Source organism: Corynebacterium sp., assembly GCF_052107835.1.
Classification (GTDB): Bacteria; Actinomycetota; Actinomycetes; order Mycobacteriales; family Mycobacteriaceae; genus Corynebacterium.
In genome coordinates this window covers 23171-49821 of sequence record NZ_JBQEDF010000004.1, presented here as the reverse complement: position 1 = coordinate 49821, position 26651 = coordinate 23171, and the positions used below count along the sequence as shown (strand labels likewise).

Here is a 26651-nt window from a genome sequence, read left to right as displayed (position 1 = left end):
CCGACAACCAGGAGCGTAACCCCATGACCCGCACCCCCTTGATCGCCGGCAACTGGAAGATGAACCTGAACCACCTGGAGGCCATCCAGGTCGTCCAGAAGTTCACGTTCGCACTGCCGAAGGACTACTACGAGCACGTGGACGTCGCCTTCATCCCACCGTTCACCGACATCCGCAGCGTGCAGACCGTCATCGACGGCGAGAAGATCCCGCTGACCTACGGCGCGCAGGATGTCTCCGCGCACGCCTCCGGCGCCTACACCGGTGAGGTCTCCGCCGACATGCTCGCCAAGCTCGGCTGCACGTGGGCCGTCATCGGACACTCCGAGCGCCGCCAGTACCACGCCGAGGACAACGCCACCGTCGCCGCCAAGGCGAAGGCCGCCCTCGGCTCCGGTGTGTCGCCGATCGTGTGCGTCGGTGAGCCACTCGAGGTTCGTGAGGCCGGTGGGCACGTCGACTACGTCGTCTCCCAGACCCGCGAGTCCCTGAACGGCCTCAGTGCCGCCGACCTGGCCAATGTCGTCATCGCCTACGAGCCCGTCTGGGCCATCGGCACCGGCAAGGTCGCCTCCGCCGGGGACGCCCAGGAAGTCTGCGCCGCCATCCGCGGACTGCTCGCCGAGCTCGCGGACGCCGGGACCGCCGATGCCGTCCGGATCCTCTACGGGGGCTCGGTCAAGACCGACTCCGTCGCCGAGATCGTCGGCCAGCCCGACGTGGACGGCGGCCTGGTCGGCGGGGCGAGCCTGGACGGCGAGGACTTCGCACGTCTGTGCGCTGCCGCTGCAAAGGCGGCCGGCTGAGGGCACAATGGTGCCATGACAGCTCCGCTGAACGAGACGCCCAGCACTGCTCGCCACAACGTCCCGGGAACCGCGATCCCCGCGGTCCCGCCGGACATGGACGACCCCGAGATCGTACCGGGGCTCCGCCAGGAACTGCGCTACCTCGGCGCCATCCTCGGCGACGTCGTCCGTGAGCAGGAGGGCGACGAGGTATTCAACCTGGTGGAGAGCACCAGGAAGGCCGCGTTCAGCATCCGGCACGGGGACGGCGACGTCGACGAACTGGCGCAGAAGCTGGGTGACGTGCCCGCCGAGACCGCGCTGCCGGTGATCCGGGCGTTCTCCCACTTCGGCCTGCTGGCCAACCTCGCCGAGGACCTCCACGAGGAGCGCATCCGGGAATGGCGCGCCGACGAGGGGGAACCCGCCCCCGCAGCCACGCTCGAGGCCACGTGGTCGGCCCTGTCCGAGGGATCCGTCACCGCCGAGGAGGTCTCGGAGGCCCTCTCGAAGGCCCAGGTGGCCCCCGTCCTGACCGCACACCCCACCGAAACCCGCCGCCGGACCGTCTTCGACGTCCAGTGGGACATCACCCGCCTGATGCGTAAACGTGGCCGTATCCTGAACGCCGGCCGCACGGCCCGCAGCGACGACCGTCTCGCCGGGATCGACAGCAGCATCCGGCGCCGGGTGTCCATGCTGTGGCAGACCGCCCTGATCCGCTCGGTGCGTCCCCGCATCGAGGACGAGATCAACGTGGGCCTGCGCTACTTCACCATCAGCCTGCTCCAGGAGATCCCGGTGATCAACCGCCGGGTCACCGTTGAACTGCGCGACCGCTACGGCGCTGACCTCCCCGGCACGCCGGTGGTCCGCCCCGGCAGCTGGATCGGCGGCGACCACGACGGCAACCCCTACGTGACCGGAAAGACGGTCACGTACGCGACATCGCGTGCCGCCCAGACCGTGTTCACCTGGTACCTGGACCAGCTTCACCATCTGGAGCACGAGCTGAGCCTCTCCAGCCGCCTCACCCCGGTCACCGGTGAACTCGCCGAACTCGCCGATGCGGGGCACAACAACGTGCCGTCCCGGATCGACGAACCCTACCGCCGTGCCGTGCACGGAATCCGCGGGCGGGTGGCCGCGACCGCGGCCACCCGCCTCACCGGGGACGTCGCCCCGGACCCCGTGCCCGCATCCCCGCACGAGCCCTACGGCGATGCCTCCGAGCTGATCGACGACCTCGAGACCATCGACGCCTCGCTGAGGTCCAGTGCCGACGACCTGATCGCCGACCACCGCCTCGGCGACGTGATCACCGCAGCACGCACCTTCGGCTTCCACCTGAGCAGCCTCGACCTGCGGCAGAACTCCGAGAGCTTCGAGGAGATCCTCGGCGAGCTCTTCGCACGGGCGGGCGTCACCGGTGCCTACAGTGCCCTCGACGAGGGGCAGCGGGTCGAGCTGCTGACCCGCGAGCTCCACTCGCCGCGGCCGTTGACCGACCGGCGGGCCCGCTGGAGTGAGGTGACCGAACGTGAGCTCGGGATCTTCCGCTCGGCCGCCGACGCCGTGACCCGGTACGGCGCGGACGCGGTGCCGCACTGCATCATCTCCATGGCGTCCTCGGTCTCGGACATCCTCGAACCGATGATCCTCCTGAAGGAGGTCGGCCTGATCGACGTGGTGGACCAGAAGCTCACCGGGACGGTGGACGTCATACCGCTGTTCGAGACGATCGACGACCTCGCCAACGGGGCGGGCGTGATGGCCGAGCTGTGGGGCCACGACTTCTACCGCGACTACGTCACCCAGCGCGGTAACGTCCAGGAGATCATGCTGGGGTACTCCGACTCCAACAAGGACGGTGGGTACTTCGCCGCGAACTGGGGTCTCTACGACGCCGAGCTCGCGCTGGTCGCCGCCGCGGAGGACGCCGGGGTGGGACTGCGCCTGTTCCACGGACGTGGCGGGACGGTCGGCCGCGGCGGTGGCCCCAGCCACGAGGCGATCCTGGCCCAGCCGGAGGGTGCGGTGCAGGGCAGTGTCCGCATCACCGAGCAGGGCGAGATCATCTCCGCCAAGTACGGGGTGCCGTCGGTGGCGCGCCGCAGCCTGGAGACCCTGGTCTCGGCGACGCTGGAGGCCAGTCTGCTCCCGGTCGACCGGATCGACGATCCCCAGGACGCCTACCGCACGATGCGGGAGCTGGCGGAGCTGTCCCGGGTCGCCTACGCCCGACTGATGCACGAGGACGGGGGTTTCATCGGCTACTTTACCTCGTCGACACCGCTGGAGGAGATCGGGAACCTGAACATCGGCTCCCGGCCGAGCTCACGCAAGCAGACCAGCAGCATCTCCGACCTCCGCGCGATCCCGTGGGTGCTGTCATGGTCGCAGTCGCGGATCATGCTGCCGGGCTGGTTCGGCGTCGGCAGTGCCCTGCGCGAATGGATCGGGCAGACGGACGGGGACGGCGACGGGGACCGCCTCGCCTACCTGCAGAAGCTCCACCGGGACTGGCCGTTCTTCCGCTCCGTGCTGTCGAATATGGCGCAGGTGATGGCGAAGGCCGACCTCTCCGTCGCCCACCTGTACTCCGGGCTGGTCCCCGACAGGGAGGACGCCGAGCGGATCTACGGGATGATCGCCGAGGAGTTCCGCCTGACCCTGGACATCTACCTCCGCATCACCGGGCAGGAGAGCCTGGTCTCCGACAACCCGTCGTTGGCCGAGTCGGTCCGCAACCGTTTCCCGTACCTGCTGCCGTTGAACCTGCTGCAGCTCGAACTGCTGCGCAAGTACCGTGAGGGTGACCGGTCGGAGGACGTTCTCGACGGCATCCGGCTCACGATGAACGGGCTGGCGACCGGGCTGCGCAACTCCGGGTAGTGTCGCCGGTGTCGTCGTCCGCACCTGTGGGCTATGATGGTGTGGTTATCGTCCACGACCCCGATTCGACGTAAAGGCTTAAATCGCATGGTTCTCACCCTCCAGATCGTTCTGGTGGTCACCAGCCTCATCATGGGGCTCTCCGTCCTCCTCCACAAGGGCAAGGGCGGCGGCCTGTCGAGCCTCTTCGGCGGCGGCATGCAGTCCAGCCTGTCCGGTTCCACCGTGGTGGAGAAGAACCTGGACCGGTTGACCGTCACCACCGCCGTGATCTGGATCGCCGCGATCATCGGGCTCAACCTGGTGGTCCACTACAACGTGGCCTGAGCCCGGGGGGCTACCGGGGGTCGGCCGCCGCGTCGACGTGCAGGACCGTCTCGGACGTGCCCGCGACCCCGGCCGCCGGCCACTGGGCAGGATCGTCGCCGCTGACCACATGGTCGGCGGCTTCCTTCTTGCCCGCACCGCAGACCAGCAGCCATACGCGGGCGGAGGAGTTCACCGCCTCCAGGGTCAGGGAGACCCGCTCCGGCGGGGGCTTGGGGCAGTCACGCACGGCGACCACCGTCGTTCCCGGGGCTGCGGTGAGACCGGGGCTGTGGGGGAAGAGCGAGTTGATGTGCCCCTCCGGTCCCATTCCCAGCAGGTGGAGGTCGAACCCGTCCGGGGCGTGGTCGGCCAGGACCTGCGCGTAGTCCGCTGCGGCGGCGTCGAGGACGGGGCCGTCCGCCGGTTCGCCGGTGGCGGGGACGCCGACACGGTGCACGTGGGCCCCCGGTATCCCGACGTGGTCGAGGAGCGCGGTGTCCGCCAGACCGTCATTGCGGGCGGTGGCGCCGGTGGTACCGACCGGGACGAAACGCTCGTCCCCGAAGAAGACGTGCACCCTGTTCCAGTTCACCGAGGTGACGGGGAAGGAGTCCTCGGTCTCCCTGGCGGCGTGGTCCAGGACAGCGAGCTCACGCAGCACCGCGCCCCCTGCACCGCCGCCGGTCAGCACGACCCGTGCGAAACCGTCGTCGGTGACCCCGCCGGTGCGCTGGACCTCCGAGATGGCGTCGACGATGTCCCGGGCCACACCGGTGGCCAGGCCGTCCTGGTCGGCCCAGGGGGTGACGGTCACGCTGCGCCCGCTCACCGTCCACTCTCCTGCGCGGAGAAGGGGAACGGGGCGCTCATGCCGTCACGTGGGGTCCTGACCCTGGGCAGCCCGTGCAGCGCGTGCCCGAAGGCACGGTCCGGTTCCAGGTGGCGCAGTTCCTCGGCGAGGCAGTCACCGACCTGGCGGCGTGCCAGATTCACCACGGTGTCCGTACCGACGCCGGTGCTGACCAGTGCGGATCGGTGGTCGATGACCTCGAGCGACACATTCCCGCCGGTGCAGGTGATCACGGTGCGGCTGATGGGTGCCATCGGTTCACCCTCGTCGTCCAGGGGGACGGCGGGGGAGCCGTCGGCCAGGCGGGTCACCGGGACGTTCAGCCGGTCGGCGAGCCAGCCGGCCGCGATGTCCACGGCGGGGTCGTCGGCGGGGCCGGAGACCTCCGCGGACTGGACGGTGTCCCCTGCACGCTGGTCCAGTGCACTGGACAACAGGCCACGCCAGGGGGTGATGCGGCTCCAGACCAGGTCGGAGTCGCCCTTCGAGTAGCCGATCCGGCGCCGGAAGATCGCCTCGGCACCGCGACCCGCGGCGGCGTCGGCGAGACTGTCGGTGATCCGCCGGGTCGCCAGCGCGCCCAGGGGGTCTGCCGCGGGGTTGCGGGGGGAGGTGAACGGCCACCAGACCACGACGGGCGTGTCGGGCAGCAGCAACGGTGTCACCGCGTTGTCGCCGTGCTCGGCGAGGTCCCCGTGCAGCCGCATGAGGATCATCTCGGACGCGCCGGCATCGCCGCCCAGGTGGATCGCCGCATCCATGCTGACGTCCCCGGACGTGCGGTCGTGGACGACGAAGATCACCCTCGCCGGATGCTCGCGCGATGCCGCGACGGTGGCCTCCACCACGGTGTCGAGGTCCTCCTCGGACCGCACGGAGACGATCAGGGTCAGGACGCGGCCCGTGGCGATCTCGCCACGTTCCTCGCGCATCCGGTGCAGCTGCCGGACGAGGTTCCGGGTGGTCGTGGTGCCCAGGTCGAGGACCACGGAGTGGTCGCCGCCCTCGGTGAAGGTCTTCACGGACATCAGGGTCGCCTCCATTTCCGGCCGTGGCGGGAGAGCATCCGGTCGGCGCCGAACGGCCCCCAGGTACCGGATTCGTAGTCCTCGGGCCGCCCGGACTGCGCCCAGTAGCCGAGGACGGGGTCGAGGATCCGCCAGGATTCCTCGACCTCCTCATTGGTGGGGAACAGGCTCGCCTCATCGAGCAGCGCGTCCAGGATCAGCCGCTCGTAGGCTTCCGGGGACTGCTCGGTGAACGCCTCCGAGTAGGAGAAGTCCATGTTGACGTCGCGGACGTCCATGGCCGACCCGGGGACCTTCGAGCCGAAGCGGAGCAGCACGCCCTCGTCGGGCTGCACCCTGACGACCAGGACATTGGAGTCCTGCGCCTCGGTCTGGTCCTGGCTGAAGGACTGGTGGGGGGCATCCTTGAACACCATGGCGATCTCGGTGACCCGGCGCCCCAGCCGCTTGCCCGTCCGCAGGTGGAACGGGACGCCGGCCCAGCGCCGGGAGTTGATCTCGAAGGTCGCCGCGGCGTAGGTCTCGGTGGTGGACGACGGGTCGAAGCCGTCCTCGTCCCGCAACCCCGGAACGTACTCCGAACCCTGCCAGCCCGCGGTGTACTGGCCGCGGGCGGTGGTCTGCGCGAAAGGCCCCACCGGCCGGGTCGCCTTGAGCACCTTGAGCTTCTCCGACTTGAGTTCGTCGGGGGAGAAGGTGACCGGCTCCTCCATGGCCACCAGGGCGAGCAGCTGGAGCAGATGGTTCTGCATCACGTCGCGGGCCGCACCGATGCCGTCGTAGTAGCCGGCGCGGCCGCCCAGCCCGATGTCCTCGGCCATGGTGATCTGGACGTGGTCGATGTAGCGGGAGTTGAACAGCGGCTCGAACATCTGGTTCGCGAAACGCAGGACCAGGATGTTCTGGACGGTCTCCTTGCCCAGGTAGTGGTCGATGCGGAAGACCGAGGACTCGGGGAACACCGCGTTGACGATGCGGTTGAGCTCATGGGCCGACTCCTCGTCATGGCCGAAGGGCTTCTCGATGACCACGCGCTTCCAGCCCTTGGTGCTGTCGGCGAGTCCGGAGCGTTCCAGCTGGTTGCAGACCGCGGAGAAGTAGTCGGGTGGCACGGAGAGGTAGTAGGCCCAGTTGCCGGCGGTGCCGCGCTCCTCGTCCATCCTGCGGGTCATGGCGGCCAGGTCGTCGAACGCGGAGTCGGTGACGAAGTCACCCTTCACGAACTGGATCCCGGCGGCCAGTTGGTCCCACACCGCCTGGCGCCACGGGGTCCGGGCACGCTCGCGGACCGAGTCGAGGACCTGCTCCGCGAACTCCTCCTTGGTCCAGTCACGGCGCCCGTAGCCGATCAGACTGAAGCCGGGCGGGAGGAGACCACGGTTGGCCAGGTCGTACACGGCCGGGAGGAGCTTGCGCCGGGCGAGGTCGCCCGTGACACCGAAGATCACGAGTCCGGACGGGCCGGCGATCCGGGGGACCCGGCGGTCGGCCGCGTCCCGCAGCGGGTTCTCCCAGTCGGCGTCGGCGGCTGTCGTGGTGCCGCTGGTTTCCCTCGTCCTGTCAGGGCTCACAGGCGCTCCCCGATGGCGTCGAGCAGGTCCTGCCAGGAGCCCACGAACTTCTCCACGCCCTCGCGCTCCAGGACCCTGAAGACGTCCGGCAGGTCCACGCCCAGGTCCGACAGGGCGGTGAAAACCTCCCGGGCGTCGTCGCCGGTGCCCGACAGGGTGTCGCCGCCGATCTCGGCGTGGTCGAGCGTGGCGTCCAGGGTGTCCTGCGGCATCGTGTTGACGGTGTGCGGTCCGGCGAGCCCGGTCACGTAGAGGGTGTCGGGGTAGTCGGGGTTCTTCACCGAGGTCGACGCCCACAGGGGACGCTGGACGTGGGCACCCTTCGCTGCGAGGTCCTGCCAGCGCGCGTCACCCAGCAGGTCGGTGCCGAAGGCCTCGTAGGCCAGGCGTGCGTTGGCGACGCCGGCCTTGCCCTGGGCCGCCAGGGCAGCGGTGGTGCCGATGGCGTCGAGCCGCTTGTCGATCTCGGAGTCCACGCGGGAGACGAAGAAACTCGCCACCGAGTGGATGGTGGAGACATCGTGGCCGTTGCCGGCGGCCTGCGAGATGCCCTCGATGAAGGCGGCGATCACCTGGCGGTAACGCTCGACGCTGAAGATCAGGGTGACGTTCACGCTGATGCCGGCCGCGAGGACCTCGGTGATGGCCGGCAGGCAGGCCTCCGTCGCCGGGATCTTGATCATCACGTTGGCCCGGTCCACGTCGGCCCGGAGCTGCCTGGCCTGGGCGACGGTGGCCTCCCGGTTCTCGGCGAGACGGGGGTCGACCTCGATCGAGACGCGCCCGTCGATGCCGTCGGAGGCGGCGTAGGTGTCGGCGAAGGCGTCGCAGGCGTCGCGGACATCGTCCACGGCCATGGCGAACACGGCATTGTCGACGGCGGTGCCCGCGGCCTTGAGCTCGGCGATCTGGGCATCGTAGGCGGTGCCGGCGGTCATGGCCTTACCGAAGATCGCGGGGTTGGTGGTGACGCCGACCACGCCTGACCCACTGATGAGGTCGGCCAGGTTGCCTGTGGTGAGGCGGTCGCGGGAAAGGTCGTCGAGCCAGACGGAGGTACCGGTGGCGGCGAGTTCTGAGACGTGGTTCACGACGGTGTTCAACCAGCTTTCTGCGTGTAACGGTGTGGTCGGGAGGGTCAGAGGAGTTCCCGGGCGGCGTCGGCCACGGCATCGGCGGTGATGCCGAATTCCCGGTACAGGGTCTTGTAGTCGGCGGAGGCACCGAAGTGCTCCAGGGAGACGTTGCGTCCCGTGGTTCCTGTATACCCCTTCCACGGCATCGCGATGCCGGCCTCGACGGAGACCCGGGCCGTGACGGCCGTGGGGAGGACGGATTCGCGGTAGTCGGCGTCCTGCTGCTCGAACCACTCCATGCAGGGCACGGACACCACGCGGGTGCCGACACCCTCGGTTTCGAGGGCGGCGGCGGCCTCGACGGCCAGCTGCACCTCGGAGCCGGAGCCCATCAGGATCACCTGCGGGACCTCCGTGGAGGATTCGGCGAGCACGTAGGCACCGCGGGCCACGCCCCCGGCGGCCTTCTCACCGGAGCCCTCGAGCACCGGCACACCCTGGCGGGTCAGCACCAGTGCCTTGGGGGCGGACGGGGCCTTCAGCGCCGCAGCCCACGCCTGGGCCGTCTCGTTCGCGTCGGCCGGGCGGATCACCGACAGGTTCGGGATCGCCCGCAGTGCGGCGAGGTGCTCGACCGGCTGGTGCGTCGGACCGTCCTCACCCAGACCGATGGAGTCGTGGGTCCACACGTAGTAGACGTCGGTGCTCATCAGTGAGCCGAGACGGACGGCACCCCTCATGTAGTCGGAGAACTGCAGGAACGTCGCGCCGTAGGGGCGGGTCGGCCCGTGCAGTGAGATGCCGTTGAGGATCGCGCCCATGGCGTGCTCACGGATGCCGAAGTGCAGGTTGCGGCCGTAGGGCTCCGCCGACCAGGCGCCGGTGGAGATGGACTCCGGTCCGAAGGACGGGGAGTCCTTGATGATGGTGTTCGTGGAGCCGGCCAGGTCGGCCGAGCCGCCCCACAGCTCGGGGAGCGACGCACCGAGGACCTGGAGTGTCGCCTCGGACGCCTTGCGGGTGGCGAGTGCCTCGCCGGCGTCCCAGGACGGGAGCCCCTCGTCGAAGCCCTCCGGCAGCTCCCGGGCCGACGCCCGGTCGAGCAGCGCCTTTGCCCCGGGGTTCGCGGCGGCCCAGGCGTCGAAGGACTCCTGCCAGCGCGCGTGGGCCTCGGCCCCGCGCCCTGCGAGTGCCCGGGAATGGGCGATGACCTCGTCGGGGACGGCGAAGTGCTCCTGCGGGTCGAAACCGAGGGCCTCCTTGACGGCGGCGACCTCGTCGCCGCCGAGAGCGGCGCCGTGGATGCCGCCGGTGTTCATCTTGCCCGGCGAGGGGAAGCCGATCACGGACTTGATCCGGATGAAGCTCGGTCGCGCGGTGTCCTGCTCCGCCTCGCCGATGGCGTCGAGGATGCCGGTGACGTCCTCCGCGTTGGCCTCCAGCGTCTGCCAGCCGTAGGCGGCGTAGCGCGCGGACACGTCCTCGGTGAAGGCGATGTCCGTGTTGTCCTCGATCGAGATGTTGTTGTCGTCCCAGAAGACGATCAGGTTGCCCAGCTGCTGGGTTCCCGCCAGGGAGGACGCCTCGGCCGTCACGCCCTCCTGGATGTCACCGTCGGACGTGATGACGTAGATCCGGTGGTCGAAGGGGGACTCGCCGGCGGGGGCCTGGGGGTCGAACAGCCCGCGCTCCCGACGCTGCGCCATGGCCATGCCGACCGCGGACGCCAGCCCCTGACCCAGCGGACCGGTCGTGATCTCCACTCCCTCGGTGTGACCGACCTCCGGGTGCCCCGGGGTCTTCGAGCCCCAGCTGCGCAGACCCCTGAGGTCGTCGAGCTCCAGGCCGAAGCCGCCGAGGTAGAGCTCGATGTACTGGGTCAACGAGCTGTGCCCGGCCGACAGGACGAAACGGTCGCGGCCGAGCCAGGACGGGTCCGCGGGGTCGTGCCGCAGCACGCGCTGGTACAGCGTGTAGGCCAATGGGGCCAGGGACATGGCGGTGCCGGGGTGGCCCGAACCGATGTTCTCGACGGCGTCGGCCGCCAGGACCCGGGCGGTGTCCACCGCACGGGTGTCCAGCTCCGTCCAGTCGTCCGGGTAGTTCCGGACGGTGCGGGCTTCGAATTCCTGGGGGAGAGTCACGCTTGTGCTGCCTTCCTGATCGTTGTCGGTCACGGCACACGGCGGCGGCTCAGAGCCCGCGGTGCCCGTGTAACCCGGACCAGTGTAGTGTCCGACGCTCGTCCGTGTCACCGGTGGCCACCGCGTCAGTGCGGGTGGTGCCCGGAGGGGCTGTTGTGACGGGGTACGCGGTTTACGGTCACGGGTCCCGCTCGGGTAGCCTGTCACATTGGCAGATCCGCGTGTCCCGGTCCCGGGAGCGCGCGGTGACAGTAGGTTCTTCATGGAGGCGGACTGACCGGTGGACAAGCTTAAGGCGTATATCGCGCTGACCAAGCCACGGGTCATTGAGCTACTGCTCGTCGCCGCCATTCCCTCGATGCTCCAGGCGCAGCGGGGTGAGGTCGATCTCGGGCTGATCCTGTTGACCCTGGTCGGCGGGTGGATGGGCGCCGCGGCCGCGAACGCCTTCAACATGGTCGCCGACTTCGACATCGACCAGAAGATGCGCCGCACCCACCGCCGCCCCCTGGCGAAGAACACCGTCACCAAGCGGGAGGCGACGGTCTTCGCCTGGGTGCTGACGATCGGCAGCGTCCTGTGGCTCGGTCTCCTGTGCGACTCGTGGCTGGCCTCGGGCTTCATCCTGCTCACCATCTGCTTCTACATCTTCGTCTACACCAAGTGGCTGAAGCGCAGGACGTGGCAGAACGTGATCTGGGGCGGTGCCGCCGGCTGCATGCCGGTCATGGTCGGCTGGGCCACGGTCACCGACAGCACCGGTGGGGCGTTCAACGCAGGCTGGGCTTCCTGGGCGCAGGCGCTGGTCCTCTTCCTGATCATCTTCTTCTGGACTCCGCCCCACACCTGGGCCCTCAGCATGCGCTACCGCGAGGACTACGAGGCAGCAGGGGTGCCCATGATGCCGGTGGTGAAGCCGCCGCTGGAGGTCACCAGGCAGATCCTCTGGTACACGTGGGCGACGGTCATCGTCTCGCTGCTGCTTGTGCCCGCCACGGGCTGGGTCTACGCCGTGATCGCGGTCCTCAGCGGTGCCTGGTTCATCATCCGGGCCCAGGGGCTGCACAACGGGGTGAAGAAGGGTGTGAAGGTCAAGCCGATGAACCTCTTCTTCCTGTCCAACAACTACCTCTCGATCCTGTTCGTCGGACTGTCCGTGGACGCGGTGATCGGGCTGGAGACCGTCGGGGAGATGCTCGGGCTGTAGGGGCAGTTTCACACCCGACGTGATTTCCGCATCGTGAGAACTGCAGGTCATAGGCCTGTCGCCACCGTCCGGAAAGTGGACACAGTGTGAAAGATGAGCCGCTGGCCGCAGCGGTGGGCTTCACGGCGCAGCCCGGGTTCGCGGTGCCGCCTGTTCCCCGTGGTAGGAGAGATCGTACGTCGCTACCAGCGGGTACCCGCTGTCGGTGCCCCTGACCACGAGACCGTCAGCAAAGTGTTCACCGGGCTGCCGGAGCAGGACAGACCCACTGTCCCGAACCCCGTGTGGCTACCGTTCCGCCTGAACCGGCTCCGCACCCTCAACGCCCAGCGCGTCGTCGTCGTCGAAGTCGCGGTCGGCGGCGTCCCCGCCCCGCCGGAAACGCATCGCCCACAGCAGTCCGGTCGCCGCCGTGACCACGGAGGACCCGAAGACATGCGGCGGCACCGTCCAGCGGGGGACACCGATGTTGTACTGCAGGATGCCGATCGCCCCCTGAACCAGGATCGCGATGATCAGGCCCACGGCCCCCATCCGCACCCTCCGGTCCACGCGCACGGCGAACAGACCCGCCAGCAGGCCGATCGTGATGCCCATGTAAAGGTACATCGAGTGGGCGTGCAGGTTCGCGATCTCGAACAGGTCGATCTGCAGCCGGTCGGACTCCTGGACCGCCTCATCACCGGCGTGCGGACCGGAGCTCGTGGCCATCGTGCCGGTGACCAGCGTCAGAGCCAGCCCCAGGGCAGAACCCCAGGTTGCCCAGCGCAGCGCCTTCGGCATCGTCGCCCGGCGTGGTGCATCATCGTCCTCCCCGATCTTGACCACCATGAAGGCGGCGAAGAACACCAGCAGCATCGACGGCAGGAAGTGGATCATCACGATCCACCAGGCCAGGTCCAGGTGCACCGTGATGCCGCCGAGGACGGCCTGCACGATGATCCCGATGCCCTGGAGGAAGGCGAGGTGGAGGATCGTGTTGCGCCGGGCTGCCCGCAGCACCGCCAGGAACGCCCACAGGGCAGCCACGATCAGAACGAAGGTGAGCAGCCGGTTGCCGAACTCGATCGCCTGGTGGATCCACGGCGTCGACCCGGACTCCGGGACCATGGACCCGGGATGGCACTGGGGCCAGGTGGGGCAGCCCAGGCCGGATCCGGTGACACGGACCAGCGAACCGGTGAACGTGATACCGCCCTGGCAGACCATGAGGATGATCGCGAACAGGCGTTGCCGCTTCACCGTGGGCACGGGCATCCTGCCGCAGAGCCGCAGGACGGCGGTGTAGAAGGCGATGAAGGTGCGACTCACGGACCCCTCCATCCCCGCGACGCGTTCCCGCATCAGGACGAGGGTGGTGTCCCGCACCCGTGGTGCGTGACCGGCGTCCGTGCCGGGGCCGGTGCTGGTTTCCTGGGGATTCTGCGGGGACTTCACGGGTACCCAGTCTAAAGCCAGCGCCCGCAACTACCGCAATTCAGCAGCAGGCAGGGGTGGGGGCAGGTCAGAGGGCGGTAATCAGTCGCTGTCCATGGTGAACGAGAAGAACCGCAGCGCCAGGGCACCGCCGGCCACGCCCCAGACGGCGAGGACCAGGAACGCGGCCGGGTTGAACGATCCTGCGGCGGCGTCGACCAGTCCCTCGGTCAGTGCGACGGACGGGATCACCTGCAGCGCGGTGAGGACCGCGTCCGGGATCTCGGGATCCATCGTGGTGAGCACCGCGGCTCCCATCAGCAGGAACCAGATGGTGTTGCCCAGGGCCAGCACGAGTTCCGAGCTCAGCGTGCCACCGAGGAGCAGCCCCAGCGACGTGAACGTGGCGACACCCACCACCACGAACAGCACGGCGGGCAGCAGTCCGGACAGGTCGGGGGAGAAGCCGAGGAGCAGGCCGACCACGGTCAGCACCACCAGCTGGACGAGGACCGCGGCCCCCACGGCCAGTGCCTTGCCCGCGATCAGGACGCGCCGCGGCACCCCGGAGGCTCCGATCCGTTTCAGCGCACCGTAACGACGGTCGAAGGCGACCGCGATAGCCTGTCCGGTGAACCCCGCACTCATCAGGGCGATGCCCAGGGTCATCGGGTAGATCTGCTGCACTGCGTCGTCCAACGGGACGATCGGGAGCAGGCTCAGGGCGATGAGCAGTCCCAGCGGGATGATCAGCGACAGCAGCTGTTGCTCGCCATGGCGCAGGAACAGCAGCGTCTCGATCCTGGCCTGGGCCAGGAGCATGCGTCCCGCCGGGGCCTGCCGCGGATTCGGGGTGAACTCGCCGGCGGCGAAGCGGGTGGACTGGTGCCGGGGGTGGTTCATGAGCGGATCTCCCGTCCGGTGATGTCGAGGAACACGCTCTCCAGGCTGCGCTGGTCCACGTCGAGTGAGGTGATCAGGACGTCCTGGCGTGCGGCCTCGGCGGTGATCTCCGCGACCAGTCCGGGAGTGACCGTGGCGGAGATGGACAACAGGTTGGGGCGTGTCACCGCCACCGAGCCACCGTGGCCTGCGAGCAGGCGGGCCAGGACGTCCAGGTCGAGCTCCCCGTGGGTGGTCACGCTGATCCGGGGGTCCGCACTGCTGGTGAGCTCGGAGATCGTGCCCTGCGCCACGGTCCTCCCGTGGTCGATGATCACCACCTGGTCGGCGAGGGCCTCCGCCTCGTCCATCATGTGGGTGGTGAGCACCACCGAGACCCCGTCGGCCCGCAGGGCGTTGACCAGGTCCCACACCGCGAGCCGGGACTGGGCGTCCAGTCCGGCGGTCGGCTCATCCAGGAACACCAGTTCGGGACGTCCCACCAGGGCGAGCGCCAGCGACAGTCGCTGCTGCTGACCTCCGGAGAGGCGCCGGTAGTTGGACTTCTCGTGGCCGCTGAGTCCCACGGTGTCGAGCAGCCATCCGGGGTCCAGGGGGTCGGCGGAGTAGGACGCCGCGAGCCGCAGCATCTCGCCGACCCGGACGCCCGGATAGGCGCCGCCGCCCTGGAGCATGATCCCGATACGTCCCCGCAGGCCGTCGGTGTCGACGGCGGGGTCGGCACCCAGGACCTCGATGGTTCCCCCGTCCGGCGTCAGGAACCCCTCGCACATCTCGACGGTGGTGGTTTTCCCCGCACCGTTGGGCCCCAGCAGGGCGAGTACCTCGGCGCGGCCGAGCGTGAGGTCGAGGTCGTCGACGGCGACCGTCGTCCCGTACCTCTTGACCACGCCCCGGAGCCGGAGCGCGGGCGAATCGTCTGTCCTTGCCACGGTGGACAAGTTTAGCGGGTGGGCGTCCGGCGTTGGTAAAGCAGCCAGCCCAGCACGATCAGGGCGATGGAGAACACCGCCGACATGATGTAGATGACCGTCACCGTCTCCGGCGGCAGGTTGAGACCGCGGGGGAGGATGAAGAAACTCAGGATCACGGAGTACGCCACCACGGCGACCCGGAAGGCCGTCTGGTTGGCCCACGCCGCCAGCGGCATGATCGCCCACAGGACGTACCAGGGGTGCACGACGGGGAAGAAGAGCACCAGGAAGAAGGTCGCCACGCCCAGACCGCCGATGGGGTGGATCCGTCCGCGGAAGGACGCCCACAGCATCCGCACCACCCAGAAGCCGCCGATGAGCAGGCCGAGTGCGCGCGCGGTACCGAGCGCCACGTCGGTGTGGTCACCCAGTCCGAGGAACTGCCCGGTCCTTGCGGTGAGCAGACCGATGTCGGTGCTCACCGACATCCAGCTGATGATCTCCGCCGCCCCGCCCTGCACGAGGATCCAGCCGAAACCCAGTCCCGTGCCCAGTGACACGGCGGCGACCACCGCGAGCATGCCGACGGCGTAGGCCAACGCGGCGGTAACCAGGTCGCGGAACCGCCCACCGAGGTAACGGGCGAAGGCCACGCCCACGAATCCGAGGGCGAGGAATGCGGAGACCTTGACCATCCCGGCGCAGGAGATCAGGACGACCCCGGCAGCGCCGAGGAGCCACCGCCGGCCCGGGGCCGTGGTCCCCGTGTCCACGGCGCGCAGTCCCAGTTCCACCCCGCAGAGCAGCATCCCCATCATCATGGCCTCGTTGTGCACCCCGGCGATGAGGTGGAGCAGGACGAGCGGGTTGAGGATACCCAGCCAGAGTGCCGCCTGGGTCCGGACGCCGCAACGCCGGGCGAGCTGGACGATCGCCCAGGCCGCCAACGCCACGCAGAGGACGGCGAGCAGCCGGTGCAGGACAATGGAGGGGCCGATCGCATCGCCGGTGACCAGTGAGACCAGTGCGGCACCCCCCACAGCCACCGGTCCGTAGGGTGCCGGGGAGTGGGACCATTCGATGGGCACGGACCGGGCGAGGTCGTTGTCGACCCCCAGCAGGTCCACCGGCCCCGCGGAGTAGGGGTCGATCCCCTGGGCGGCAATGGACCCCTGCGCCAGGTAGGAGTAGATGTCCTGGGTGAACATGGGCGCGGTGAACATCAGGGGGAGGATCCAGGCGACGAAGATCCGCTGCAGCGTACGCATCGGCAGCACCGGGGCCGAGTTGTCCCGGGACGGCAGGCAGTAGCGCCAGAGCATCAGCCACCCCAGGACGAGCAGGCTGATTCCCACGAACACGGTCACCGTGGTGCTGTGCAGCAGCCTCGAGAGGAATCCCACCCCGGGCAGCGACCACAGGTCATTGCCCACGACGGGCAGGGCCCCGGCACCGAGGCCCCCGATGCCGATGAGGACGGAACCGACGATGCCGGTCAGCACGCCCACCTTCAGCCGGAACCGGTCCCGCGCGGAGAATCGCGGCCGTGGCCTGGCCGGGATCTCGGTGTGCAGACGGGAACTCCGTGATCCGGCCACACCGAGGTCGGGCAACAGGCCGAGGAACCGGTCCCGTCCTCGTCGGCGGGTGGGGGGTTGCTGGGTCACACCGGCAGTCTACTGTGCGGGGGTCCGGCCCCCGTCCGGGGCGGCCGGTGTTGCGAAAATCAGCGTCCGTCGTCCAGCAGGAAACAACAGGTCAGCCTGTCCTTATTAGACAACCGGAATTATTTACGCCACACTCGTGTTGTCTAATCATGAGCCGTTGTACGGCGGCTCCACGAACCGAACCACACCAACGTCGACCCAAGGGAGGTGGACAGTCATGAGCGAACGGGACACCCGGCGTGAAGTGCTGTCCCAGATCCTGCGCAACGGTCCGATCAGCGCCACTGACATCAGTGACGCCCTGGGCCTGAGTGCCGCGGGTGTCCGGAGGCACCTCGACAACATTGTCGCCGACGGATTCGCCGAGACCGTGGAAGCCCCACGGACCGCGGCGGCCGGCGGCAGGAGCCGTGGGCGTCCCGCCCGGCTGTTCCGCCTGACCGACGCCGGGCGCGGCAGATTCGGCCATGATTACGACACCCTGGCACTGCTGGCGTTGCGGGCGCTGCGGGACTCCGGTGGTGACGACGCCGTCGACGCTTTCGCTGACCAGCGGATGCACGACCTGTTCGAGTCACTCGCCGGGGAGCCGGACGCGTCCGGTGACGCCGGAAGCGACGACACCGCGGCAACCGGCGCGGCACCGGACTCAGAGGGTGCCGTCGTCGACCGGGCGCAGCGCATCGCCGAGGCACTGACCGACCGTGGCTACGCCGCGACGGTCAACGACGCCGCCACCGGGATCCAGATCTGCCGTCACCATTGCCCGATCCAGGACGTCGCGCACGAGTTCCCCGAACTGTGTGCGGCGGAGCACCGGGTGGTCACGGAACTGCTCGGCCGCCACACCCAACCCCTGGCGACCATCGCCGACGGCAACGGGATCTGCACGACCCATATTCCGCTGACCACCATCCACCCTTCATCCACGAAGGAGAGCTGACATGACTCAAGCTGCACAAGCCACTGACCTGACACAGGCCCCCCAGGGCCCCCGGACCGACGACGAGATCATCGACTCCATCGGAGCGTACGGCTACGGCTGGCACGATTCGGACGCCGCTGGCGCGGCCGCGCAGCGCGGCCTCTCCGAGGCTGTCGTCCGTGACATCTCCGCGAAGAAGAACGAGCCCGAATGGATGCTCGAGCGCCGCCTCAAGGCGCTGAACACCTTCGGCCGCAAGCCGATCCCCACCTGGGGCGCGAACCTCGGTGAGATCGACTTCGACAACATCAAGTACTTCGTCCGGTCGACCGAGCAGCAGGCCCAGACGTGGGAGGACCTCCCCGACGACATCAAGGAGACCTACGACCGGCTGGGCATCCCCGAGGCGGAGAAGCAGCGCCTGGTCGCCGGCGTGGCCGCGCAGTACGAGTCCGAGGTCGTCTACCACCAGATCCGCGAGGACCTGGAGAGCCAGGGTGTCATCTTCCTGGACACCGACACCGCACTCAAGGAGTACCCCGAGCTGTTCAAGGAGTACTTCGGCACGGTGATCCCGGCCGGGGACAACAAGTTCTCCGCGCTGAACACCGCGGTGTGGTCCGGCGGATCCTTCATCTACGTGCCCAAGGGTGTCCACGTGGACATCCCGCTGCAGGCCTACTTCCGCATCAACACCGAGAACATGGGCCAGTTCGAGCGGACCCTGATCATCGTCGACGAGGACGCCTACGTCCACTACGTCGAGGGCTGCACCGCCCCGATCTACAAGTCGGATTCGCTGCACTCCGCGGTCGTCGAGATCGTCGTGAAGAAGGGCGGCCGCTGCCGCTACACGACCATCCAGAACTGGTCGAACAACGTCTACAACCTGGTCACCAAGCGCACCAAGGCCGAGGAGGGCGCGACCATGGAGTGGGTCGACGGCAACATCGGCTCCAAGGTGACCATGAAGTACCCGGCGGTCTGGATGACCGGCCCGCACGCCAAGGGCGAGGTGCTGTCCGTGGCCTTCGCCGGCGAGAACCAGGTGCAGGACACCGGCGCCAAGATGGTGCACATGGCGCCGTACACCTCCAGCAACATCGTCTCGAAGTCGGTCGCCCGCTCCGGCGGACGCGCCGCCTACCGTGGTCTCGTCCAGATCAACAAGGACGCCCACCACTCCAAGGCGAACGTGGAGTGCGACGCCCTGCTCGTCGACTCGATCTCCCGGTCGGACACGTACCCCTACAACGACATCCGCAACGACCACGTGACCCTCGGCCACGAGGCGACGGTGTCGCAGGTCTCCGAGGACCAGCTCTTCTACCTGATGAGCCGTGGCCTGGAGGAGGACGAGGCGATGGCGACGATCGTCCGCGGCTTCGTGGAGCCGATCGCCAAGGAGCTCCCGATGGAGTACGCCCTCGAGCTCAACCGACTGATTGAACTGCAGATGGAAGGATCGGTGGGCTAGAACATGACCGCACCAGGAACCAGCGCCGTCACCAACCCCCTCGACGGCAGCGACGGCGTCATCACGACCCCGGCCAACAGCATGCCGACGAAGGGTGACCGCTACCAGTCCACGGACCCGGAGGCTTTCCCGGTCCCGCACGGCAAGGACGAGGACTGGCGCTTCACCCCGTTGCGCCGTCTGCGCGGACTGGAGAACACGGCGTCCGGCAAGGGCGCACCGGCCGCCCGCGCCCAGGTCACGGTCGACACCGGTGACCAGGAGGGCGTGAGCTACTCGGAACTCGCCATGGACGACGAGCGCACCGGACGTGCCGGACTGCCCGTCGACCGCCCGGCGGCCGAGGCCTGGGTCAACAGCCCGGTCGCCGACTACGTCGTCGTGGCCAAGGACACCGCCCTGCAGGGGCCGGTCACCATCACCGTGACCGGCTCGGGTGACGAGGTCACGACCTTCGGCACCACGGTGGTCGAGCTGGAGCCGCACGCCGAGGCGATCGTCGTGCTGCGTTACCAGGGCGACGGAGTGCACTCCGACAACCTGGAGTTCGTCGTCGGTGACGGCGCCCGACTCACGACCGTGGTCTGGGAGGACTGGGGGAGCACCGCGGTGCACCTGTCCAACTCCCACATCCTCGTCGGCCGGGACGCCACGGTCCGCCACACCGTCGCGAACTTCGGTGGCGACGTTGTCCGGTCCGTCCCGCACGTGCGGTTCACCGGCCCCGGCGGCGACGCCGAGATGCTGGGCGTGTCCTTCGCGGACGCCGGCCAGTACTTCGAGCAGCGCCTGCTGGTCGACCACAGTGAGCCGAACTGCCGCTCCAACGTCCTGTACAAGACAGCCCTCCAGGGCGAGCCGGGCAGCAGCCGCGCCGCCGAGGCGCGCACCGTGTGGATCGGCGACGTGCTGATCCGTCCGGAGGCCACCGGCACGGACACCTACGAAACCAACAAGAACCTGGTGCTCACCGAAGGTGCCCGTGCGGACGCGGTGCCGAACCTGGAGATCCAGACCGGCGAGATCGTCGGTGCCGGCCACGCCGCCACCGTCGGACGCTTCGACGACGAGCACATGTTCTACCTGAAGTCCCGCGGGATCCCCGACGACGAGGCACGGCGCCTGATCATCCGCGGTTTCTTCACCGACGTGATCCGACGGGTGCCCGTCGACTCGGTCCGCGAGAACCTCGAGGACGTCGTCGAACAGGAACTGGTCAACACCGTCCTCTGATCCACCCATAGAACTTATTGAAGGAACACACAGATGAGCACCCTCGAGATCAAGAACATTCACGCGCAGGTCGTCCCGCAGGACGAGAACGACGACCCCAAGCCGATCCTGCACGGCGTGAACCTCACCGTGAACTCCGGTGAGACCCACGCCATCATGGGCCCGAACGGCTCCGGCAAGTCCACCCTGTCCTACGCCATCGCCGGGCACCCCCGCTACGAGATCACCGAGGGCGAGGTCCTCCTCAACGGTGAGAACCTGCTGGACATGGACGTGTCCGAGCGTGCCCGCGCCGGTCTCTTCCTCGCCATGCAGTACCCGGTCGAGGTCCCCGGCGTGTCCATGGCCAACTTCCTGCGCTCCGCCGCCACCGCCGTGCGCGGCGAGGCCCCGAAGCTGCGCCAGTGGGTCAAGGAGGCCCGCACCGCGATGGACGAGCTGGACATCGACCCGGGGTTCTCCGAGCGTTCGGTGAACGAGGGCTTCTCCGGTGGCGAGAAGAAGCGCCACGAGATCCTGCAGCTGGGTCTGCTCAAGCCGAAGTTCGCCATCCTCGACGAGACCGACTCCGGGCTGGACGTCGACGCCCTGCGCGTCGTCTCCGACGGCATCAACCGCTACAGGGAGCGCGAGGACGGCGGCCTGATCATGATCACCCACTACCAGCGCATCCTGAATTACGTCACCCCCGACTTCGTGCACGTGTTCGCCAAGGGACGGATCGTCGAGTCCGGCGGTCCCGAGCTCGCCCAGGAGCTGGAGGAGCACGGCTACGAGAAGTTCACCGCAAAGGCCTGATAACCGATGAGCACACTGGACACCGCCGCCATCAGGGCGGACTTCCCGATCCTGTCACGCACAGTGCGGGACGGTCGTCCACTCGTGTACCTGGATTCCGGGGCGACCTCGCAACGGCCGCTGCAGGTCCTCGACGCCGAGCGGACGTTCCTCACCGAGCACAATGCCCCGGTCCACCGGGGCGCCTACCAGCTCGCCGAAGAGGCCACGGACTCCTACGAGGACGCCCGTGACGCCATCGCACGGTTCGTCGGTGCCGATGACGCGGAGCTCGCGTTCACCAAGAACGCGACCGAGGCACTCAACGAGGTCGCCTTCATCCTGGGCGACCCCCGCAGCGGGGACTTCGCCGTGGGCGAGGGCGACGAGATCGTGATCTCCGAGGTCGAGCACCACGCGAACCTCGTGCCGTGGCAGGAGCTGGCCCAGCGTACCGGGGCGACCCTGCGCTGGTACACGGCCACGCCGGACGGCCGGATCGACCTCGACAGCCTCGAACTGTCGGAGAAGACGAAGGTCGTGGCACTGACCCACCAGTCGAACGTGACGGGCGCCCAGCTCGACGTGGACGAGGCCGTGCGCCGTGCCCACGCGGTCGGGGCCCTGTTCGTCCTGGACGCCTGCCAGTCCGTCCCGCACATGCCGGTGGACTTCCACGCCCTGGACGTGGACTTCGCCGCGTTCTCCGGGCACAAGATGCTCGGGCCGAACGGGGTCGGCATCCTCTACGGGAAGTCGCGCCTGCTGGACGTCCTGCCGCCGTTCCTGACCGGTGGGTCGATGATCGAGCTGGTGACGATGGAGAAGACCACCTTCACCGAGCCACCGCAGCGTTTCGAGGCGGGTACCCAGATGACCTCGCAGGTCGTCGGGCTCGGTGCGGCCGTGGAGTACCTGTCCGCCCTCGGGATGGACAACGTGGCCGCCCACGAGCACGAGATGACCGCCTACGCCCTGGAACGGCTCGCCGGTATCGACGGCCTGCGCATCATCGGTCCGTCGGACCCGGCGGCCACGGATCGCGGTTCCGCGGTGAGCTTCGTGGTCGACGGGATCCACCCGCACGACCTCGGCCAGGTGCTCGACGACCAGGGTGTGTGCATCCGGGTCGGGCACCACTGCGCATGGCCGGTGCACCGGTGCCTCGGTGTCCAGGCCACCGCGCGGGCCAGTTTCTACGTGTACAACACCACCGACGAGATCGATGCCCTGGTGGACGGGATCCGTCACGCCCAGGAGTTCTTCGGCACCGTCCCGGAGGACGAGACAGACAAAGCGAGGCAGGCACTGTGAAGCTCGAGTCGATGTACCAGGAAGTGATCCTGGACCACTACAAGCACCCGCAGCACGCGGGGCTGCGGGACCCGTTCGAGGCGGAGGTCCACCACGTGAACACGTCCTGCGGTGACGAGGTCACCCTGCGGGTCCACCTCAGTGACGACCGGTCCACCGTCGAGGACGTGTCCTATGACGCGGTAGGCTGCTCCATCAGTCAGGCGGCGACCTCGGTGATGGCCGAGGAGATCGTCGGCCAGCCCGTGGACTCCGCGAAGGCGAAGCTCGCGGAGTTCGAGAAGATGGTCACCTCCCGCGGGAAGATCGAGGGGGACGAGGACATCATCGGCGACGGCATCGCCTTCGCCGGTGTGTCCAAGTACCCCGCCCGGGTGAAATGCGCCCTGCTGGGGTGGAAGGCCTTCGAGGCCGCCACCGAGCAGGCGACCGACCTGGCACGCGCCCACAGCCACCAGACCGAGAGGACGTAAGAGAACCATGAGCGACACGACAGAGACAACCGACCCCACGGCCGCTGCCGAGCCGACCGCCCCGGAGATGGATCCGAACCCCCTGGACGCCGTCCCCGAGCCTCCCAAGGAGATCTCGCAGGAGGACGTGATGCTCTCCGACCAGGTCGAGGAGGCGTTGCTCGACGTCATCGACCCGGAGCTCGGCATCAACGTCGTTGACCTGGGCCTGGTCTACCAGGTCTGGGTCGAGCACACCGACGTCGGCACCGAGGCCGTGATCAACATGACGCTGACCTCGCCGGCCTGTCCGCTGACCGACATGCTGGAGGACCAGTCCCACGGTGCGGTGGTCGGCGGCATCGAGCAGATCTCGGCGCTGCGGATCAACTGGGTGTGGTCCCCGCCGTGGGGACCGCACATGATCAACGAGGACGGCCGGGAGCAGCTCCGGTACCTCGGCTTCAGCGTGTAGCACCCCGCATCGCCCGGAGTGCGGCGGGGATGCTGCGCAGGAAGGGCAGGACGCGGGACGGGAACACCGCGAGTGACACCATCGTCAACGCCACCCTGCCCCCGCCCTGGCCGGCGAGGTAGCCGCTCTGCAGTCCCCGGGGGAGGCTGAAGAAGGCGTCGAAGAAACGGACCAGGACGCCCTGGTCCGCCTGCACGATCAATTCCGCGCCGAACCGGCGCAGGTGGAATGCCGCCGCGGCGGAGAGCCGCTCGGCACGGGGGAGGGGCCCGTGCTCCAGCAGGTCGAGCATCCTGTCGGCGGACGCCGCAGCTGCCGCGACCGAGTACCCGGTGGCCGGGTGGGTGAGCCCGCCCGTCGCCCCGAAAACGGCCACCCCGTCCGACACCCCGGCGTACCAGCCGCGGCGTCGCCGGTCGACCGGGAAATGGACGGTCTCGGTGTCGGTCGCCACCGACCGCAGATCGGTGTGCGGGAAGCGGGCGTGGAGACGCGCCTCCAGCACACCGAGAAGCCCGCGGGTCGGTTCCCGCGTCGCCAGCACCGTCTCCTCCAGCAGCAGACCCCCGTCGACGGGTTGGACGTACAGGAAGCTCGGCGGCCCCGGGACCGCGTCCGGGGACGGGCGCCAGTCCATGAACTCCGGCCCGCCGACGCCCGCCGACGCCGCGGCGTCGCGGGGCACGACGACACCGTAGGCCACCTGCCTGATGACCCCGGGCCGGTCGACCACCCCGCGGCAGTCCACGACGACGTCCGCGCCGAGGGGGACGGGGGACAGGTCGTCCACCCTCGTGCGGTGCAGGCTGATGCCCCGGGCCAGGGTGTGCCTGGTCCGGTCACGGTCGATCATCGCGTAATCCCAGTTGTCCAGCGTCCGGTGGTGCGGGGTGTGCACGGAGAGGTCGGGGGAGACCTCCGTGAAGCTCATCGCCTCCCGGGCCCATCCGGGGAGGTCCGCGAGCCGCACGCCGTAGGTGCTGCGCCAGTGCGGCAGTTCGGCTCCGTCATCGGCGCACGCCGGATCGTAGCCGTCCACGGTCCACCCCCTGCGGACCGCCCGGTGGGCCAGCACGGCTCCCGCGGGTCCGAGCCCGACGACCGCGATGTGCATGGTCCTCCTCCGGTCGACTGTTCGCGTCCTACGCTACCCGGCACCACCGGGGTTCCCGGTCTACCCCCGGGAGCCATCGCGGCAGACTCCACTGACTGTTGCCCATTACGCAGGGGTGACGTGCCCGTCTTCCGCGTGCAGGGCCACGGTGATGGTTAGCATTGCCGCCGAAACCACCCCCACTACCGTCCCGGCGGTGACCAGTGTTCAACAAACACCCTCCTCGGGGAGGTCGGGGCGGATATATTCATACTCGTCCAGCAGGCAGTGCCGACCGGACACATCTCGGAGTCGGGGGAGAAATCACGCTCCGGTGCCGGGCGGAAGTGGCGGGTGGGACGTCCCCGGACCTCGCTTGAGGACCGACGCGGCTCTCTCCCCTCGGGGGGAGAAGGAGAGCGCGACGCCCACCCCCACGACTGTTCGGCCCGGCTGCACTACCGCGGTGTCCGGGATCGGGGGCATCGGTGTTAAGGTGATCCGTTGTGATTGTTACCCAGGATCTCGAGGTGCGCGTGGGGGCCCGTACCCTCCTCAACGCCCCCGGCCAGCACTTGCGCGTCCAGCCCGGCGACCGCATCGGACTGGTCGGCCGCAATGGTGCGGGCAAGACCACCACGATGCGGGTCCTCGCCGGGGAGGGCGAGCCCTACGGCGGCAGCGTGACCACCGCGGGGGAGATCGGCTACCTTCCCCAGGACTCCAAGGAGGGGGACATCGAGCAGACCGCCCGTGACCGCGTCCTCTCCGCCCGTGGCCTCGACCAGCTGCGTTCCTCGATGGACCGCCAGCAGGAACTGATGGAGGTCGGCAACGACGCCCAGCGGGACGCCGCCATCATCAAGTACAGCCGCCTGGAGGAGCGCTACAGTGCCCTCGGCGGCTACGAGGCGGACTCCGAGGCCGCCCGCATCTGTGACGGACTCGGCCTGCCGCAGCGCATCCTCGACCAGCAACTCAGGACACTCTCCGGTGGCCAGCGACGCCGTGTGGAACTGGCGCAGATCCTGTTCGCCGCCACCGCCGGCTCCGGACGTTCCGCGACGACGTTGCTCCTGGACGAGCCGACGAACCACCTGGACGCCGACTCGATCAACTGGCTGCGCGGCTTCCTGCAGCGCCACGAGGGCGGCCTGGTCATGATCTCCCACGATGTCGAGCTGCTCGCCGACGTCGTCAACAAGGTCTGGTTCCTCGACGCCGTACGCGGCGAGGCGGACGTCTACAACATGACGTGGAAGAAGTACCTCGACGCCCGTTCCAATGACGAGGCCCGCCGCCGCCGCGAGAAGGCCAACGCCGAGAAGAAGGCCGGTGCGCTGCGTGAGCAGGCCGCCAAGTTCGGTGCGAAAGCGAACAAGGCCGCTGCAGCCAAGCAGATGCTGGCCCGCGCAGACCGGATGGTCGACAACCTCGACGAGGTGCGCCAGGAGGACAAGTACGCCCACATCTCCTTCCCCGAGCCGGCCGCCTGCGGCAAAACGCCGCTCAACGCCACGGGCCTGACCAAGATGTACGGGTCACTGGAGGTCTTCGCCGGGGTGGACCTGGCCATCGACAAGGGCTCCCGGGTGGTCGTACTGGGCTACAACGGCGCCGGTAAGACCACGCTGCTGAAGCTGTTGGCCGGGGTCGAACGCACCGACGGCGAGGGCGGCATCGTCTCCGGGTACGGCCTGAAGATCGGCTACTTCGCCCAGGAGCACGACACCATCGACCCGGACGCGTCGGTGTGGACCAATGCGATCCAGGCCTGCCCCGAGGCAGGCGAGCAGGACCTGCGTGGCCTGCTCGGTGCCTTCATGTTCTCCGGTGATCAGCTGGACCAGCCGGCCGGCACACTGTCCGGCGGTGAGAAGACCCGCCTGGCCCTGGCCACGCTGGTGAGTTCGCGGGCGAATGTGCTGCTGCTGGACGAGCCGACGAACAACCTCGACCCGCAGTCCCGCGAGCAGGTGCTCAACGCCCTGCGCACCTACACCGGCGCCGTCGTCCTGGTCACGCACGACCCGGGCGCCGTCAGAGCCCTGGAGCCGGAGCGGGTCATCGTCCTGCCCGACGGCGACGAGGACATGTGGGGCGACGAGTACATGGAGATCGTGGAACTGGCGTAACC

At 68.8% G+C, this 26651-nt stretch carries 22 protein-coding genes; 12 read left to right on the top strand and 10 right to left on the bottom strand.

Annotated elements, in window-relative coordinates; genetic code table 11:
- The first annotated feature begins 23 nt into the window (after positions 1-23).
- The 3 genes from tpiA to secG all read left to right on the top strand — a co-directional run bounded on the left by tpiA (position 24) and on the right by secG (position 4010).
- The gene (gene tpiA / locus ACTIL2_RS01755) at positions 24-806 is read left to right on the top strand and encodes a triose-phosphate isomerase (protein WP_442335725.1); all 783 of its coding nucleotides are present in this window, start codon (positions 24-26) and stop codon (positions 804-806) included.
- Between the two features lie 111 nt (positions 807-917).
- On the top strand, positions 918-3683 hold the full coding sequence (ppc, locus tag ACTIL2_RS01750) for a phosphoenolpyruvate carboxylase (RefSeq protein WP_442335775.1): 2766 nt from the start codon (positions 918-920) through the stop codon (positions 3681-3683).
- A gap of 87 nt (positions 3684-3770) precedes the next feature.
- A complete protein-coding gene (secG, locus tag ACTIL2_RS01745; protein ID WP_442335724.1) occupies positions 3771-4010 on the top strand; it encodes a preprotein translocase subunit SecG in 240 nt (79 codons plus the stop codon).
- A gap of 10 nt (positions 4011-4020) precedes the next feature.
- Here secG and pgl read toward each other — a convergent pair whose 3' ends face one another.
- The 5 genes from pgl to tkt are packed head-to-tail and all read right to left on the bottom strand — an operon-like array spanning position 4021 to position 10661.
- The gene (gene pgl, locus ACTIL2_RS01740; RefSeq protein WP_442335723.1) at positions 4021-4821 is read right to left on the bottom strand and encodes a 6-phosphogluconolactonase; all 801 of its coding nucleotides are present in this window, start codon (positions 4819-4821) and stop codon (positions 4021-4023) included.
- On the bottom strand, positions 4818-5870 hold the full coding sequence (locus ACTIL2_RS01735; RefSeq protein WP_442335722.1) for a glucose-6-phosphate dehydrogenase assembly protein OpcA: 1053 nt from the start codon (positions 5868-5870) through the stop codon (positions 4818-4820). Before ACTIL2_RS01735 ends, pgl begins: the two co-directional genes overlap by 4 nt.
- Positions 5870-7441 (bottom strand): glucose-6-phosphate dehydrogenase, encoded by a 1572-nt coding sequence (gene zwf / locus ACTIL2_RS01730; RefSeq protein WP_442335721.1) that lies wholly within the window; start codon positions 7439-7441, stop codon positions 5870-5872. The genes ACTIL2_RS01735 and zwf overlap by 1 nt, the downstream gene beginning before the upstream one ends.
- The gene (tal, locus tag ACTIL2_RS01725; protein ID WP_442335720.1) at positions 7438-8532 is read right to left on the bottom strand and encodes a transaldolase; all 1095 of its coding nucleotides are present in this window, start codon (positions 8530-8532) and stop codon (positions 7438-7440) included. The genes zwf and tal overlap by 4 nt, the downstream gene beginning before the upstream one ends.
- Positions 8533-8579: 47 nt before the next feature.
- Positions 8580-10661 (bottom strand): transketolase, encoded by a 2082-nt coding sequence (gene tkt / locus ACTIL2_RS01720; RefSeq protein WP_442335719.1) that lies wholly within the window; start codon positions 10659-10661, stop codon positions 8580-8582.
- Positions 10662-10941: 280 nt separating this feature from the next.
- Between tkt and ACTIL2_RS01715 the strand changes: the two genes are divergently transcribed.
- On the top strand, positions 10942-11868 hold the full coding sequence (locus ACTIL2_RS01715; RefSeq protein WP_442335718.1) for a heme o synthase: 927 nt from the start codon (positions 10942-10944) through the stop codon (positions 11866-11868).
- A gap of 288 nt (positions 11869-12156) precedes the next feature.
- Here the strand turns inward: ACTIL2_RS01715 and ACTIL2_RS01710 are convergent, their stop codons facing one another.
- The 4 genes from ACTIL2_RS01710 to mptB form a co-directional block, all read right to left on the bottom strand.
- Positions 12157-13212 carry a COX15/CtaA family protein gene (locus ACTIL2_RS01710; RefSeq protein WP_442335774.1) on the bottom strand — a complete coding sequence of 352 codons (1056 nt, stop codon included), beginning with the start codon at positions 13210-13212 and terminating at the stop codon, positions 12157-12159.
- Positions 13213-13386: 174 nt separating this feature from the next.
- Positions 13387-14187 carry an ABC transporter permease gene (locus ACTIL2_RS01705; protein ID WP_442335717.1) on the bottom strand — a complete coding sequence of 267 codons (801 nt, stop codon included), beginning with the start codon at positions 14185-14187 and terminating at the stop codon, positions 13387-13389.
- Entirely contained in the window at positions 14184-15128 is a 945-nt protein-coding gene (locus ACTIL2_RS01700; protein WP_442335716.1) for an ABC transporter ATP-binding protein, read from the bottom strand. Before ACTIL2_RS01700 ends, ACTIL2_RS01705 begins: the two co-directional genes overlap by 4 nt.
- A gap of 2 nt (positions 15129-15130) precedes the next feature.
- Positions 15131-16768, bottom strand: coding sequence for a polyprenol phosphomannose-dependent alpha 1,6 mannosyltransferase MptB (mptB, locus tag ACTIL2_RS01695; protein ID WP_442335715.1), 1638 nt, complete (start codon positions 16766-16768; stop codon positions 15131-15133).
- A gap of 217 nt (positions 16769-16985) precedes the next feature.
- On the opposite strand from mptB, the gene ACTIL2_RS01690 reads away from it, so the two are divergent.
- From ACTIL2_RS01690 to ACTIL2_RS01660, 7 genes are read left to right on the top strand one after another with little or no spacing between them, the layout of a single operon-like run.
- Positions 16986-17711, top strand: a complete 726-nt coding sequence (locus tag ACTIL2_RS01690) for a helix-turn-helix transcriptional regulator (protein ID WP_442335714.1) — start codon at positions 16986-16988, stop codon at positions 17709-17711.
- Between the two features lies 1 nt (position 17712).
- Entirely contained in the window at positions 17713-19170 is a 1458-nt protein-coding gene (sufB, locus tag ACTIL2_RS01685) for a Fe-S cluster assembly protein SufB (RefSeq protein WP_442335713.1), read from the top strand.
- A gap of 3 nt (positions 19171-19173) precedes the next feature.
- Positions 19174-20403, top strand: a complete 1230-nt coding sequence (gene sufD / locus ACTIL2_RS01680; RefSeq protein ID WP_442335712.1) for a Fe-S cluster assembly protein SufD — start codon at positions 19174-19176, stop codon at positions 20401-20403.
- Positions 20404-20436: 33 nt separating this feature from the next.
- Entirely contained in the window at positions 20437-21201 is a 765-nt protein-coding gene (gene sufC, locus ACTIL2_RS01675; protein ID WP_442335711.1) for a Fe-S cluster assembly ATPase SufC, read from the top strand.
- Between the two features lie 6 nt (positions 21202-21207).
- On the top strand, positions 21208-22494 hold the full coding sequence (locus ACTIL2_RS01670) for a cysteine desulfurase (protein WP_442335710.1): 1287 nt from the start codon (positions 21208-21210) through the stop codon (positions 22492-22494).
- Positions 22491-22967: a Fe-S cluster assembly sulfur transfer protein SufU gene (gene sufU / locus ACTIL2_RS01665; RefSeq protein ID WP_442335709.1), complete on the top strand. Its 477-nt coding sequence runs from the start codon at positions 22491-22493 to the stop codon at positions 22965-22967. The genes ACTIL2_RS01670 and sufU overlap by 4 nt, the downstream gene beginning before the upstream one ends.
- Positions 22968-22974: 7 nt before the next feature.
- Complete coding sequence (locus ACTIL2_RS01660) at positions 22975-23421, top strand: metal-sulfur cluster assembly factor (RefSeq protein ID WP_442335708.1); 447 nt, start codon at positions 22975-22977, stop codon at positions 23419-23421.
- On the opposite strand, the gene ACTIL2_RS01655 is transcribed toward ACTIL2_RS01660, so the two are convergent.
- Positions 23411-24535: a lycopene cyclase family protein gene (locus ACTIL2_RS01655; protein ID WP_442335707.1), complete on the bottom strand. Its 1125-nt coding sequence runs from the start codon at positions 24533-24535 to the stop codon at positions 23411-23413. The genes ACTIL2_RS01660 and ACTIL2_RS01655 overlap by 11 nt on opposite strands.
- A 485-nt stretch (positions 24536-25020) precedes the next feature.
- On the opposite strand from ACTIL2_RS01655, the gene ACTIL2_RS01650 reads away from it, so the two are divergent.
- On the top strand, positions 25021-26649 hold the full coding sequence (locus tag ACTIL2_RS01650) for an ABC-F family ATP-binding cassette domain-containing protein (protein WP_442335706.1): 1629 nt from the start codon (positions 25021-25023) through the stop codon (positions 26647-26649).
- Positions 26650-26651: the final 2 nt, after the last annotated feature.